The 13,825-nt window shown below is 65.9% G+C and carries 13 protein-coding genes and 1 pseudogene; 9 read left to right on the top strand and 5 right to left on the bottom strand.

Going from position 1 to position 13,825, the window contains the following annotated elements:
* The coding region (locus HUV01_RS05015; protein WP_174297213.1) for a TonB-dependent receptor domain-containing protein at positions 1-1,170 on the top strand (1,170 nt) is incomplete at its 5' end.
* A 124-nt stretch (positions 1,171-1,294) separates the two neighbouring features.
* The gene (locus HUV01_RS05010) at positions 1,295-1,855 is read left to right on the top strand and encodes an RBBP9/YdeN family alpha/beta hydrolase (protein WP_174297212.1); all 561 of its coding nucleotides are present in this window, start codon (positions 1,295-1,297) and stop codon (positions 1,853-1,855) included.
* A 96-nt stretch (positions 1,856-1,951) separates the two neighbouring features.
* Here the strand turns inward: HUV01_RS05010 and HUV01_RS05005 are convergent, their stop codons facing one another.
* Entirely contained in the window at positions 1,952-2,416 is a 465-nt protein-coding gene (locus HUV01_RS05005; RefSeq protein WP_174297211.1) for a hypothetical protein, read from the bottom strand.
* Between the two features lie 133 nt (positions 2,417-2,549).
* Between HUV01_RS05005 and HUV01_RS05000 the strand changes: the two genes are divergently transcribed.
* Positions 2,550-2,777, top strand: a complete 228-nt coding sequence (locus HUV01_RS05000; protein ID WP_174297210.1) for a hypothetical protein — start codon at positions 2,550-2,552, stop codon at positions 2,775-2,777.
* A 106-nt stretch (positions 2,778-2,883) separates the two neighbouring features.
* Here HUV01_RS05000 and HUV01_RS04995 read toward each other — a convergent pair whose 3' ends face one another.
* On the bottom strand, positions 2,884-3,627 hold the full coding sequence (locus HUV01_RS04995) for an SDR family oxidoreductase (protein WP_174297209.1): 744 nt from the start codon (positions 3,625-3,627) through the stop codon (positions 2,884-2,886).
* A gap of 116 nt (positions 3,628-3,743) precedes the next feature.
* Positions 3,744-5,312 carry an alkaline phosphatase D family protein gene (locus HUV01_RS04990; protein ID WP_174297208.1) on the bottom strand — a complete coding sequence of 523 codons (1,569 nt, stop codon included), beginning with the start codon at positions 5,310-5,312 and terminating at the stop codon, positions 3,744-3,746.
* A gap of 315 nt (positions 5,313-5,627) precedes the next feature.
* On the opposite strand from HUV01_RS04990, the gene HUV01_RS04985 reads away from it, so the two are divergent.
* The gene (locus tag HUV01_RS04985; protein WP_174297207.1) at positions 5,628-6,101 is read left to right on the top strand and encodes a DUF892 family protein; all 474 of its coding nucleotides are present in this window, start codon (positions 5,628-5,630) and stop codon (positions 6,099-6,101) included.
* A 236-nt stretch (positions 6,102-6,337) separates the two neighbouring features.
* On the opposite strand, the gene HUV01_RS04980 is transcribed toward HUV01_RS04985, so the two are convergent.
* A complete protein-coding gene (locus HUV01_RS04980) occupies positions 6,338-8,470 on the bottom strand; it encodes a TonB-dependent receptor (protein ID WP_217430913.1) in 2,133 nt (710 codons plus the stop codon).
* Positions 8,471-9,005: 535 nt separating this feature from the next.
* On the opposite strand from HUV01_RS04980, the gene HUV01_RS04975 reads away from it, so the two are divergent.
* From HUV01_RS04975 to HUV01_RS04955, 5 genes are all read left to right on the top strand, one after another.
* Complete coding sequence (locus HUV01_RS04975; RefSeq protein ID WP_174297205.1) at positions 9,006-9,902, top strand: cupin domain-containing protein; 897 nt, start codon at positions 9,006-9,008, stop codon at positions 9,900-9,902.
* 98 nt (positions 9,903-10,000) lie between these two features.
* Complete coding sequence (locus tag HUV01_RS04970; protein WP_174297204.1) at positions 10,001-11,266, top strand: MFS transporter; 1,266 nt, start codon at positions 10,001-10,003, stop codon at positions 11,264-11,266.
* A 92-nt stretch (positions 11,267-11,358) separates the two neighbouring features.
* A complete protein-coding gene (locus HUV01_RS04965; protein WP_174297203.1) occupies positions 11,359-11,913 on the top strand; it encodes an ureidoglycolate lyase in 555 nt (184 codons plus the stop codon).
* Positions 11,914-12,049: 136 nt separating this feature from the next.
* On the top strand, positions 12,050-12,298 hold the full coding sequence (locus HUV01_RS04960; RefSeq protein WP_174297202.1) for a hypothetical protein: 249 nt from the start codon (positions 12,050-12,052) through the stop codon (positions 12,296-12,298).
* A 143-nt stretch (positions 12,299-12,441) separates the two neighbouring features.
* The gene (locus tag HUV01_RS04955) at positions 12,442-13,062 is read left to right on the top strand and encodes a nuclear transport factor 2 family protein (RefSeq protein WP_174297201.1); all 621 of its coding nucleotides are present in this window, start codon (positions 12,442-12,444) and stop codon (positions 13,060-13,062) included.
* 137 nt (positions 13,063-13,199) lie between these two features.
* On the opposite strand, the pseudogene HUV01_RS04950 reads toward HUV01_RS04955, so the two are convergent.
* Positions 13,200-13,355, bottom strand: a pseudogene (locus HUV01_RS04950) (transposase); the annotation flags it as partial.
* Positions 13,356-13,825 lie beyond the last annotated feature (470 nt).

The following is a 13,825-nucleotide window of genomic DNA, read 5'->3' as shown; positions in this document are numbered from 1 at the left end:
CTTGCCTCCTACGCCACGCCGCCCGCCGGCACGGTGACGGGCGTGGCCCCGCTGCCGGTGGCGCAGCCCGCGCCCGGCGCGCAGGGGTTTGGCGGCTTCTCGCCGCTCAACGTCGTCGACCGCAGCCGCGGCAACGGCTCGATCTACCTCGATGTCGAGGCGCAGGTGACGGACAAGCTGCAAGTCGGCCTTGCGGGCCGCGGCGAGACCTATTCGGACTTCGGCTCCACGGGCACCGGCAAGGGGTCGATCCGCTACGACTTCACCCGCTGGTTCGCGCTGCGCGGCGCCGTTTCGACCGGGTTCCGCGCGCCCGCGCTCCAGCAGCAGTATTTCACCTCCATCGCCTCCGTCATCCAGAACGGCGCGTCCGTGCTCACCGGCACCTTCCCGTCGACCAGCCCGGTCGCAAGGGTGCTGGGCGGCCTGCCGCTCCAGCCGGAGCGGTCCGTCAATTTCTCCGCCGGAACGGTGATCCGCGCTGGGGGAATCGACCTGACGATCGACGGCTATGTCATCAAGCTGCGCGACCAGATCGGCCTGTCGGAGAACCTGTCCGGCGGCGCCGTCGCCACCCTGCTCGCGACCACGGGGACGGGCGCGACCGCCGCGCGCTTCTTCATCAACGGTCTCGCCTCCACCACCAAGGGCATCGACGCGGTGGCGCATTATCGCGCGCATACCGGCGGCGCGGGCGTCTTCGACCTCACGGTGGCCGGCAACCTCAACCATGCGGAGGTGACGCGCGTGCCCACCAGCACCTCGGCGCTCAACCCCGCGCCCGTGCTGTTCGCGCGCAGCCGCATCCTGACGCTGGAACAGGGTACGCCGGGCGAGAAGGTGACGGGCAGCGTCGACTGGTCGCTCGACCGGCTCGGCGCGACGGCGCGCGTCACCTATTATGGCAACGTCAACGAGCCGGGCACGCTGCCCGACCGCTCGGGGGACATACTGACGGGCAGCCACGCGATCACCGACCTGGAGTTCCGTTACACCGCGCCCAAGGGGGCGACGATCGGCCTGGGCGTCTCCAACCTCTTCGACGTCTATCCGGACCGGACGCCGGGCACGGCCGCGCAGAACCCGACGGGCGTGGTCGGCTTCCCCTATTACTCTCCGTTCGGGTTCAACGGCCGCTATCTCTACGTGCGCGCCGGCCTGAACTGGTGAGGCAGCCCGGTCGACGCGGGCCAGGCAACTTAAAGTATCCGACCGACGAGAAAAGCGCGTCCGCCCGCCGATCCGACAAGGAGTAATCACGGGTCGAGGAGACGCGACGCCCGTGATTTGCCTGATGATCCCCGGCCTCGGCTCCTCCGGACCGGAGCATTGGCAGACCCGCTGGGAGCGCGAGCGGGCCGACTGCCGCCGGGCGGAGCTTGGCGACTGGAACGATCCGGCGCCCGACCGCTGGCTCGGCGCGATCGACCGCTCGGTTCGCGAGCTCGCCGACGCACCGATCCTGATCGCCCACAGCCTGGGATGCATCGCCGTCGCCGAGTGGGCGAGCGCCGCCGGTGCGCGGCAGACGCGCGTGGTGGCGGCGCTGCTGGTCGCGCCGCCCGATGTCGAGCGGGACGATGCGGACCCGCGGCTGCGACGCTTTGCGCCCGTTCACCGCCGTCCCATGCCGTTCCCGACCGTCCTGGTCGCGAGCCGCGACGATCCCTATGCAACCTTTGCACGATCGCAGGAGATGGCGGCGGGCTGGGCGGCGCGCTTCCACGACGCGGGCGCCGCAGGGCACCTCAACGCCGCATCGGGTCTGGGAAGCTGGGACGAGGGCCAGCGGCTGCTCGCCGACCTGGTCCGCGATGCGAGCGGCCGGCGGCGATGTCCGGCGGGACCGGCCTGACCGGCGCCGATCCTGGCCCTGGCCCTGGCTCTGACCGTTCCGGACGAGGTCGACCGCCTGATGCGAGCGACCCGCCGGGGCGGACCAGCCCGCCCTCTAACGGGCGATCGGTGCCGGGCGATGCAGGACCCATTTCCTGGCGTTCCAGGCGCGGTGCTCCACCGTCTGGCCAAAGCGCCAGAAGCGGGTCGTGCGCTCGTTCGGACCGGCGCGAACAAGCGTCCAGCACTCCCCCGCCGGCAGGGCTATGATGCGGTGGATGTGGGTCGCCATGACCTCATATGCCGAACCCTGCGCCCGCTCCGCGACCATGCTGCTCCAGCTTCCGTCGGAACGGATCGTGAAGAATTCCTCGACATAGCCGCCCGCCAGGATTTCCGTCCGGAAGGACCAGGGATGGTCGTGAGGCGAAGCGGCAGGCTCGGGCCGCGTGAAACGATGCAGGGCACGCCCGTCGTCGAGATGGTATTTCACGAACGCCGGCGACATGCGCTCGACGCGCACGACGACGCTGCCGGGTGGCGCATGGGCGCGGGCGAGTCGGGGAATGCGCCGGGTCACCCGGCGTTCATGCCACCGGCCATGCCGATCGCAACCCGGATGCGACCGGATCGCCGTCCTGCACAATCCGCATCGGCTGGTGCCGCCATCGTCCCGCTCGCGCGTTGAGGGCCCTTGTCACCGGAGACTCTTCATGACCGACCAGACTGCCGTCCAGGCGCGCCGCCGCGAGATCGCGGTCGAACACCTGTTGTTCAGGCTGATCGAATATGTGGAGGCATCGCAGCCGGGCTTGCTCGATCGTCTGGAGGAAAGCCTCGATCACCTCGGCGACCCGGCCCATGACGACACCAAGGACGATGAGGCCGTGCGAACGATCGCGAGGAAGATGATCGCCGGGGCGAGAAGGGACATGGCCTAGAAGCGACGAACGCCGGCTGAACCCTCGGCGCCCATGTCCTTCGTCTCAGGACGAGGATTGTCAGTCCGCCTCCTTGGCGCCGGACCGGAGCCACCGGCCGCTCGCCTCACCACGGATGCCTGGGCGGACGTGTATCGGCGTTTTCGTTGAGAAAGAAGCCGCCGGTCGGACCGAACATGTCAAGCGTGGCGAGCCGGACGGCGATGGCGGCCGAGTCCCTTGGAGTGCGGCTGCCCATGTGGCCGTTGAGGTCGGTCGCGGTCAGGCCGGGGTCGGCGGCGTTGACCTTCATCCCCTCCGCCGCCAGTTCCTTGGCGAACTTCGCAGTGACCATGTTGAGGGCGGTCTTCGACGCGCTGTAGCCGACGGACGCTATGTTCCAGTTCTCGCTGGTCATGTCTAGCGTCGAGGCGATCGAGCCCAGCCCGCTGCTGATCATCACGATCCGCGCCGCCGCCGACTTGCGCAGCAACGGGAGAAACGACTGCGTGACCCGGACCACGCCGAACACGTTCACGTCGAAGATGGCGCGCATCTCGTCGACCGCCTCCTGACTGGGGGGCAGCCGACGTCCGAAACTCATGCCCGCGTTGTTGACGAGCGCGTCGAGCGCGCCGATCCGATCCCCCAATTGCTCGGCGGCGGCGGCAATGCTGTGGGCGTCGGTGACGTCCAGCGTCAGGCAGTTCGCGTCGATCCCCTCTTCGCGCAAGGTGGCTGCGGCCGCCTCGCCACGGTCCCGATCGCGGCATCCCAGCCAGACGGCGAAGTCCCTGCCGCCGAGCTGGCGCGCGATCTCAAGGCCGATGCCCTTGTTTGCGCCGGTGACGAGGGCGGTCGATCGGGTCATGGGCTGTCTCCGACCTGGATAGGTGGCGCGAAGGGCCGCGATGGCAGGCGATGACGCCGGCGGCAATGACGCACCGTGCGGGCGCGCCTGCCGCGACCGGACGGCACCGGTCGCGCTCAGCCGATCGCGAGTTCCGGCCGACCGTGCGGAACGGTGATCGTCGCGGCGGTGGCCACCACCGCGCCGGGCGTCGTCACCCGGTCGAGCACGCGGAAGCGCGTCGTCCACGCGTCCGGCGTCACCTCGCACGTCAGATAGCCGCGCCGGTCGTTGGTGAACTTCAGGCACGGATTCTCGGCCATGATGCGGTCGTTGCCCGCGCGTACGTCCGCGCCATCGCCGCCCGACGAGATGGACGTGCCGACGAACTCCACCGCGACCGCTTCTCCCCGACCGCCGCGGGTGCGCAGCTCGCCGGCGAAGTTCTGGTGCTCGTCGCCGGTCAGCACCACCGCGTTGCCGAGCCCCGCAAGGCGGCCGAGCATCCGCTCGCGCGGCGCGTCGTAGCCGCCCCAGCTGTCCATGTTGCGGATCGGCGCCGGCTCGCCGTGCGTGCGCCGGTCGAGCGGCATCATCATGACCTGCTGCGCGATCGCGTTCCAGCGCGCGCGCCGCTCGCGCAGCGACGCCGCCAGCCATGCCTCCTGCGCCGTCCCCATCGTCTGGGCGGCGGGATCGTCCCAGCCCGCGCAATACGGCTTGAAGCCGTCGCCGCACGGTTGGTCGGTGCGGAACTGGCGCGTGTCGAGCAGGTGGAGGTCGAGCAGCGTTCCGATCTTCGCGCGGCGATAGATCTGCATCGTGCCGGGACCGGGGAACGACGAGCGGCGGAACGGCATGTGCTCGTAATAGGCCTGGAACGCCTGCGCGCGACGCAGCGCGAACACCTCGGGCGGATCGCCTTCCTGGTCGACCAGTCCGGTCCAGTTGTTCTCCACCTCATGGTCGTCGAACACCGGGAACCAGGCGGCGGCGGCGTGCGCGGCCTGGAGATCGGGGTCCAGCTTGTACTGCGCATAGCGGCGTCGATAGTCGTCGAGGCTGAAGAGCTTCTGCCCGAGGTGCGGCCGCACGGCGGGACGCTGGTGGGGATCGTGGCCGGTGGCGGGCTCGACGGACCGCGCACCGCCCTCATAGATATAGTCGCCGTAATGGAAGACGAAGGCAAGGTCCTCGCGCGCGACATGGGCATAGGCGCTGAACCAGCCATCCTCGTAGTTCTGGCAGCCGACCACCCCGAACCGCAGCCGTTCGAGCGCCGCCGTCGCCACCGGCAGCGTCCGCGCCCGGCCGACGGGCGAGGCGTCGCGGCCCGCCAGGAAACGGTACCAATAGGGTCGGTCAGGCGACAGCCCCGCCACTTCGACGTGGACGGCGTGCGCCAGTTCCGGCCGCGCGAGCGTGCTTCCCCTGGCGACGAGCGTGGCGAACCGCTCGTCGGATGCGACCTGCCAGTCGACCGCGACCGGCGTGCCCATCGCCATGCCGCCGTTCTCCGCCAGCGGATCGGGCGCCAGCCTCGTCCAGATCACGAAGCCATCCGACGCCGGATCGCCCGCCGCGACGCCGAGGCGGAACGGATCGGCGGTCAGCGGAAGCTGCGCGCGGATGATCGCAGGGGCGGCGGCGAGGCCCAGCCCGACGGCCAGGCCGGAGATCGTCGAACGGCGGGTCGGATTGGTCATGGCTCGCCATGGTGCCGATTTATGGCAGCCAAGTGACAGCACGGGACCGGGAGCCCGATATCCGCCGCCTTCCCGTCCGGGACATCGCTCGATATCCGCCGCCTTCCCGTCCGGGACATCGCTCGATATCCGCCGCCTTCCCGTCCGGGACATCGCCCGATATCCGCCGCCTTCCCGTCCGGGACATCGCCCGATGACCCGGCACGTCTCGTCTCGTCCGAGCATCTCGGCACAGGTTAAGAACTCGTTGGCCGCGCCATGTACGACCACCCGACGACGCCGGTCGAGAAGGCTGGCGCGCGCAGGAGAACGAACATGCCGGACGACAATCTAAAGCAGCTGGTCTCGCAGGGGCTGGCCGCCATGAAGGCCGGGAGCGACGTGGCCGCCAAGGCGACGCACGAAATCAGCAAGGACGCGACCCATCCGGCGCTGAAGGCGGCGCTGGAACAGGGTAACGGCGTATCCAAGCAGTGGGCCGAGCGCATCGAGCGTGCGCTTCAGCAGGTCGGCGGCGATGGGGAACGGGACAATCCGATTCTGGAAGCTCATTACGAGGTGAGCCGCCGCATCCGAAGCCAGGCGTCGGACGAAACGTCGCGCGATTTGGGCATCGTGGCCAGCGGACAGCTGGCGTTCCACTATTGGATCGCCGCATTCGGAACGATGGCCAGCTACACCAAGAAGTTGGGGATGGACGCCGTCGCCAGCGACATGAAGCAGTCCGCGGACGATGCCAAACAGGCTGACGAGGGGCACACCGCCATAGCCGAGCAGCTGTTCGGCTGACCGATCCGTCGACCGGGAGTGATGCGATGCTTGCGGCACCGCTCCCGGTTCGACGAAGGAAGCATGGCCGATCCAGCCGGCGCGGATCAGGAACTCCGTTTGCGCATCGCTGACTACGCGTTGCTCCGGCAGGATCGGGGCCTTGGTCCCTCAGCGCACCAGTGTTCAAAAACGACTACCATGTCGCGGCGCCTGAAGGACGACCCTTGTCACTATGGTCGTTCTGCTTGCGGTCGTCAGATCCTGACGGCCAGTGTTGCCGATACGGTTCGCGGTGGCGCGAAGAAACGTACGAGGCCGGGCACGGTGGACAGGAAATAGGCCTTGTCCGTGAGGTTCTTGCCATCGATGCTGATCCGACACCTGCCATTGCCGGTCTCGACGCCCAATTCGCCATTGAGCAACGTATAGCCCGGCTGGATGACGCTGGGGATGAAAGAGTCGTCGGTCCGGAAGGTCGTGGTGTGGAAAACGTTGCCACCCACGAAGATGTGGCTCTCGTCGGTCAGCGGCAGGCGGTACTCGCCGCCGGCGGTGAACTGGACTTTCGGGACATAGCGTTGGGTCGTCCCGGCGGTCGGGCCGGAGACAACGCGGGAATGGAGATAGCCGCCGTTGGCGTAGATCGTGACGGCCTGAACCGGATGGGCCTCGAGGTCGGCCTCCACGCCGCTGATGTGAAGGTCCTTGGAGACGATCGGGAACGGGCGATTGCCGTCTGCGGCCTGCAGGCCGATATAACGCGTTATGAATCCCGCCAGATTAAACCTTAGGCGACGGTTAAAAAGTTCCGTCTTGATTCCCGTTTCTAAGTTCTTTGCGGTCTCGTTTCGGGTCGTGTTGAGAACGGTGCCCGTATCGATCTGATCTTGCAGAGGATAAGTGAAGACATAGCCTCCCGGCCGGTAGCCCGTGCCATAGTTGACATAGACAAGAATATTCGGCGTCACCTGATAGTCTGTACCTACCTTGTAGGTTAGTTTCTGAAAACGGACCTTTCCGCTACCGGTGTAGATGACCTGGTCACCGGTGCCGCCGTTCAGGATCGTGCGATCGATCTGCTTCCTGTCACGGCTGTAGCGGCCACCCGCCTCGATGCTCCATTGTTTCGTGATCTTGTACGTCGCATCGACGTACCCTGCGTAGCTGTTGGAGATCTGATGATCCCTGACGCGGTCGATGTTGAGGAAGTTGGCGTCGTGCCGGATGTTCTCGTTGAAGTAGAAGAGGCCGCCTGTCAGGTTGAGCGGACCCATGCCGTTGGTTGACGCCTGCAGTTCCTGCGAGACCTGATGCTGTCTCTTGTAGTCCGGCAGCAACAGTCCACTGACGTTCGGGAGACTGCCAAGGTCTACGGAGTCGAAGTCGTGCAAACCCCTGAAGGAGGAAATGGACTTCAACGTCACCGAACCTGTGTCGTAGGACACGCGCCCCGCAACACCATAAGATGACAGATACCCGTCGTCCGCGCCATTTTCACCCACCTTGTAGGGTGAACCGAACAGGTTGGTGCAAGACGACGGAGCATCACCGGAACAGCCCGCCAGAGGTGTACCCGACGATGATCCACCGGTGTCCTTCGAATAGTCGGCCGAAAGGTCGACGGTCAACTGGCTTGTCGGCTGGTATCTCAGGGCGATGCGTACGCTCTTTCGCTGGATCCTGTTGTCATGAAAGCCGGTCTTGTTTCCGTTGCCGTCAACGACATCAAGATAACCTTCACGGTTCCTGACCCCCGCATCGATCTTTATCGCGAGCGCGTCCGTTATCAGAGGGATGGATGCGCTCACCGTCGCGTCGACACGACGGAAATTGCCATAAGTAAAGGCGCCCCGAAAATGGGCTTCGTCGAGATCCGGCTGGCGCGTGACGTACTTGACCGCTCCAACGGTCGAGTTGCGGCCGTACAAGGTTCCTTGAGGCCCGCGCAGGATCTCGATGCGATCCAGGTCCAGCACGTCCAGCAGCGCGCCCTGAACGCGGCCCAGATAGACGTCGTCGAGATATTGTCCGACCGGATTCTCGACGTTGAAGGCGAGCGCGTCCTGGCCGATGCCGCGGATGAAAACCTGCACGGCGCCCGTGCCCGCGCCCGTGCGCGCGACCTGGACGTTGGGCGACAGCCCGTTCAGGTCGGTCGTGTCCCTGATTGCCAGGCGCTCGAACTGCTCCTGGCCCAGCGCCGACATCGTGACCGGAACGGACTGAAGCGTTTCGGTCCGCCTGCGCGCGGTCACGGTGATGTCGCCGTTGTTCGGCGCAGCGTCGCTTTCCGTCGTGCCGCCGGATCCCGGCCCGGGTCCCGGCGATGCTTGCTGGGGCGGATCCGACGCCAGCGCCGCAGAGGCCTGGGTCAGTGCAAGGACCATGGTCCCCATGGCAAGTCGCCCCCGCAGGATCCCAAACCGCTTCGCGTCCGCTCGCCCCATGCTGGCCCTCTGTGTTGTAGTATTCCCGAAGAAGCGTTTGTATACAGACTGGCTACATTCGCCGAGGCTGTCAAATGGATTGAGAGGGGTCGCGCGGGCGATCTGCCCTCCGCCTTCGGAACAGCTGGTCGTCGTCGTGGAACTCGTACCGGCAACGTCCGGCCACGTGCCGCCAACCGGTTGCCGACGGTATCCACGACTTGTCGCCGACCATGCTATTTGGTCGCACCCACCCATAGTCGTTGCATCAAGCCTTGGACTTCTTTCTCGCGGTTCAGGCTCGCCAACCGATGCTGTTTCGGCGATCCACCTGGACACTGTCCCTGGAGTTCGGCGGACCTGCGACCAGGGCCTGTTCTTCGTCGTGCCGAGCGACCGGGCTCGGGTCGCGCTTTCGAGACGCGGAACCGATCGCCGCGAACGCCCGCCGACGGCGGCTCGCCGGCGGTCGCGCGCCCAAGCCGCCTCTCTCGATTTGAGACTCGCGCGGCTCGCTCTTCTTGTATACACACGTGAAGATATCCAAAGCCGGATGCAAGTTGACTGGAATGCTGGGATGGGTCGGCCGCACATCGAGTTCATCTTCTCTCAATCGCTTGGATGGCAGGCGTGCGCTTCGCTCGCCGGGCGCGGCGGTCTCGAGTGCAAGCTTCTCAGCCATGACGACGCATTGGATGAGACGTCGGCGGTCCTGAAGATGCCGGCGGGATGGTCGCGGTCCGTCGCATCGGATCTTCAGGAGGAAGTGTACCTTCTTGACGGCGAGCTCGACATCGGTGGCACGCGGCTGTCGCGGGACGGCTACTGGCGCGTTCCGGCCGGAGTGGAGCATCGCTGGTCGACCGATACCGGCGCCGTCGCGTTGGTGTTGCAGAACGGCGCGTCGCCGCTGGATGAGCGGCAGCTGGTCGCGATCGACACGCCGCGGATGCCGTGGGACAGGAGCGGCGTTCCCGAGCCGCTGGAGTTCATGGGCATCGGGCGCAAGGTCTTGTTCATTGATGCCGACACGGGATTGCACCGCACATGGCTGGTGTCCGTGGCGCCTCAGATAGCGCCGTCCGGCGCCCTGCTCGCGACAGAAACGCACGGCTGCGCCGAGGAGGTGTTCATGCTGGCGGGCGATATCACCGGTCCTCAGGGACAGATGACGCCCGGCGCGTACTTCTGGCGACCGCAGGACACGTTCCATGGTCCTTTCGGCTCCCGCGCGGGCGGGCTCGCGCTGACCCGCTTCAGGCATGGGCCGCAAACGACGATATTCCACGACCGCACCCGGCCGTTCGCCTTCGAGGCTCCGTACCGGCCCGACCTTCCCGCGGAACTCGCGCACCTGGACGCGGCCGGCCCGCCCGAGACTGCTCGCTACTGAGCTGCCGATGCCGATGCCGATGACAGCGACGTATCCATGCCGTTGAGGAAGGTCGAGATGGGATCGCCAATGCCCTGCCCGCCGACCCGGACTCCTGCATGAGTTTCGCGGCGTCCATCACGCAGGCTGACGAAAGCCTTGGCGAAAGCCTTGGCGAGAGCAGAGTGCGCGTCTGCTCGATCGTGGCCGTGGCCTGTTGCATCCTGTTCGCGACCAATGGTTTCATCCTGAGCGGCTTGACGGTGTTCGACAGCCGCATGTTGCTCGACCTTGGCCTGAGCAACACGGCGCTCAGGCTCCGCGACACCATCACCGTCGCAACGCTCGGGATCGCCATGCCGATCGTCGGCTACATGATCGACAGGCTGCCTGTCCGACCGATCCTGGTCGGCGGACTTCTGACGATGGTGTTCGCGTTTGCGGCCTACACGAGAGTGCACTCGTTGTGGCAGGTCTACGCGTTGCACATCCTGCTCGGGATCTGTCAGGCGACGAGCGGCGTGCTGGCTTGCGTGTTTCTGGTGTCGGGTTCCACCGGACCCCATCGCGGCATGGCGCTGGGCATATTGATCGCGGGTTCCAGCGCGGGGAACGCGGTGGTTCCGGGACTGAACAGCATCCTGCTGGACCATTGGCCGTGGCGGACGGCGATCCTGTCGGGCGCGGTGGCGGGATGCGTGCTGATCCCGTTGGTGCTGGCGATCGTCCGCGAGCCTCCGAGGCCCGCCGCTCCCGCATCCGCCGCTCGGGGCGTCGGCGCGAGCAGCTTCCTGCCGATCCTGCGTTCCCCGGACTTCACGACGCTGGCTATCACCGCGTCCGGCACGGTGTTTTGCGTGATGGTGCTCGCGACGAACCTGAGCCTCTATGCGGTGAGCCCCGGCGTCTCGCGCGCGACCCTGGGACCGCTCCTGCTCCTCGCCTTGTTCGGAGCTGCGGTGGCCGCCCAGGTCCTTGCCGGCGCGGCGACCTATCGTCTGCCGGCATGGCTCATCCATATGGTGGCCGTGATCGTGATGGGGGCCGGCGCGATGATGCTGGCGGCGGCGCCGGCGAACTTCGCCCTGCCGGCCGTCGCGTTGTTCGGCCTTGGCTGGGGTGCGAACAGCACGATGCTTCAGGTCAGGCCGACGATGCTGTTCAACGGACCGTCGCTCGGCCTGATATTGTCCTTCCTGGCGTTGACCGAGACGATGGGAGGCGCGCTTGGCCCGGTCGTCGCCGGTTACGTTCGGGACCGGACCGGGTCCTTCGCGCCTGTCTTCGCTCTGGTGGCCAGCCTCATGGTTGTCCTGGCGCTACTCACCTTTCTGGTGGCGTCGACGAAGCGGACGACGAACGTCCTGCTCGCGGGGCACGACTGATGGACGTGCCCCCCGCCCGCGTCGGACGGACGCCGGGCGCCGTTCCTGCAAACCGAGACCCGCCGGCACCGCCGGTCACAGGAGAACAGCCAATGCAAACGATCCGCCTCCCGCTCCAGCTCGCCACGCCAGAAACGGTCGCGCCGTTCGGCTCCCTGCTTGCGGTCCCGGCCGAGAAGGGCGAGGCGCTGCCCGTTGCCTTCTACGAAGGCAGCGTCGAGGTCTACAAGCCGTCGAAGTTCGTGTCGGATCACGAAACGGAGCTGAACGTCGCGCGCGTCAATCGCCGCAAGCCTGAGGTCCAGTGGATGGAGCGCCACTTCAAGCATACCCAGACGTTCATCCCGATGGGCGGGCGTCCGTTCGTCATGGTGCTCGCGCCCTCGACCGATGACGACCTGCCCGATCCGGCAAGCGCAAAGGCGCTGCTTTTCAACGGCTCGGGTGGCTTCTGCATGAACATCGGCGTGTGGCACGAGTTTCCGTTCGCCCTGGCGGACGATACGCATGTCGTCGTCGTGCTCCGCTCGGAGGCTACGAACTCGCTGATGAAGTCGGTCGTCCATGACGGCGAGGCACGCGGTGGTGACATCGACAAGAAGGACCTTCAGCGTCGACTGTCGGTGATACTTGAACCGATGTTCTGACCTGAAGCCTCACCATGGCTAGGCCAGCCGGGATTGGGGCAATCCCGGCCGGTCCCTCGACAAGCTGGGCGAGCCATGGATGATCGTAGCGGCCTGATCGGCGGACGGCGTTCACGCCGCAGCGGGTCTCCGACACGTGGACCACCATCGCCCCCGACGCGCGTGTTCGACGAGCTGTACGCGGGTATTCCTTGGCCATGCGAGCTTCGCGCCGGTCCGGAACATCACCGGCGAGCCGAGCATCAGCCTGCCGGTCGGCCGATCAGGCGAGGGCCTGCCGATCGGTGCTATGACCCGCGACGGGCTGCTGCCTTATATCGGCATCGGCATCGTCGTGTACGCCCGCTACGGATACCGCCACTCGGCCATCCGCCAACCGTCATGACCAAGGATCAGATATCTGGGTCGTTCTCGATTCACCAATGACCGCCATTTGTTCATTCTGACTGGAAGTCTTTTGGAACAATGCAGGGAGTGCGATACGTATCCGTCGGCCGTATGTGGAACGACGATGGTATCGGAGATGATGTGACAAGCAGGATTGAAGGCACCCCGCCCAGCATCGACGAACTCGCCATTGAGAGGCTGATCCGGCGCTGGATCGTGTTTCGCGACAATGGCCTGTGGGACGAACTGCGGCAGATCTGGCACCTGAACGGGCAGATGGTCGCCGGATGGCGTGCGGGCACCGCCGACGAGTTCATCGCCGCCAGCAAGGCCGGCTGGGCAAAGGGCCTTTCAGTAACTCACGAATTGGGTGCTGTGGCAATCTGGCTTCAAGGCGACAGGGCGATCTCGCAGAACAAGATGCAGATCACGCTTGGCGGCGAGTTGTCGGGGGTTGCCTGTGCGTCGTCGACGATGGCTCGCCATCTCGATCGTTGGGAGAAGCGCGAAGGCTTGTGGGGCTTGTTGTCGCGCGAGACGATCTATGATCGCGATCACCTTTACGCGCTCAAGCCCGGCGACCATATCGAAGTCGAGAACGACCTCTACGAGAGCTTTCCGCCCGCCTATCGCGCGATCGGCTATTTCATGACCAAGATGGGCTATCCGGTCTCGACCGAAGTGCCGGTGTTGCGCAGCGACGCCGAGCGCAACCGGATCGCCGAAGCGCATCGATGGCTAAGGCAGGAAGACGCCGTCTAGCTTCGTTCAGCTGCCGCATGACCATAGCGACCAAAATGGCGAAAGTGATCGAGACACGAACCTGTACGGCAGAACGATTTGAGACCCAAAAGCTTAGAGTCCTTTGTTCGCATCCTAGGGTCAGGACTCGTTGATCGCAGCCAGAAGATGACGATGGCAGCAAGGGCGATGGCGGAGAGGAATACGGTCGGACAGCGGTCGTAGCGGGTGGCGACGCGCCGCCAATCCTTAAAGCGACCGAACATTATCTCGATACGGCTGCGACGCCTGTAGCCGCGCTTGTCGTATCTGACTGTGGGGCTGGCGGTCAAGGATCGTTGGGTGACTGCTGCCACCCAAATACTTCCGCCTGCGCTCGTTCGGCTCGCTGCGGCAGAACTCTCCATCCTTCACATGGCACTGTCCGGCCACTTTCAACGCGGCTCTCCTAGCCCGGCCCAATATCCTGGTGATGGCAAAGGAGCCGTTACGCCGCCGGTCCCCGCTCAAGCGAAAGCGCTCGTTCAGCAACATTGCCTTCCGGCTCGATGACCCGGAGCCGTTCGTGCGCCTCCTGCGCTGGCGGCTCGGTCAAGGGACGCAGTCGAGCGGTTCGCGACTTTCTGGCAGTAGTTGCTTCCAATCGCGGCCACCTGAAAGCTGCCTGGCAGTCCCCAGCACATAACAGCTTAGCATACGCTTTTGAGCTGCAGCGCGACAATCAGGATGCGAGCGCAGCGACAATCAGGATGAGAATCGCGAGGGGGTGCGGCGGCGCAGGGCG

The sequence above is a fragment of the Sphingomonas bacterium genome (genome assembly GCF_903643035.1).
Taxonomy (GTDB): domain Bacteria; phylum Pseudomonadota; class Alphaproteobacteria; order Sphingomonadales; family Sphingomonadaceae; genus Sphingomonas.
The sequence above is the reverse complement of the archived record's forward strand: the minus strand, read 5'-3'. Positions and strand labels throughout refer to the sequence as shown.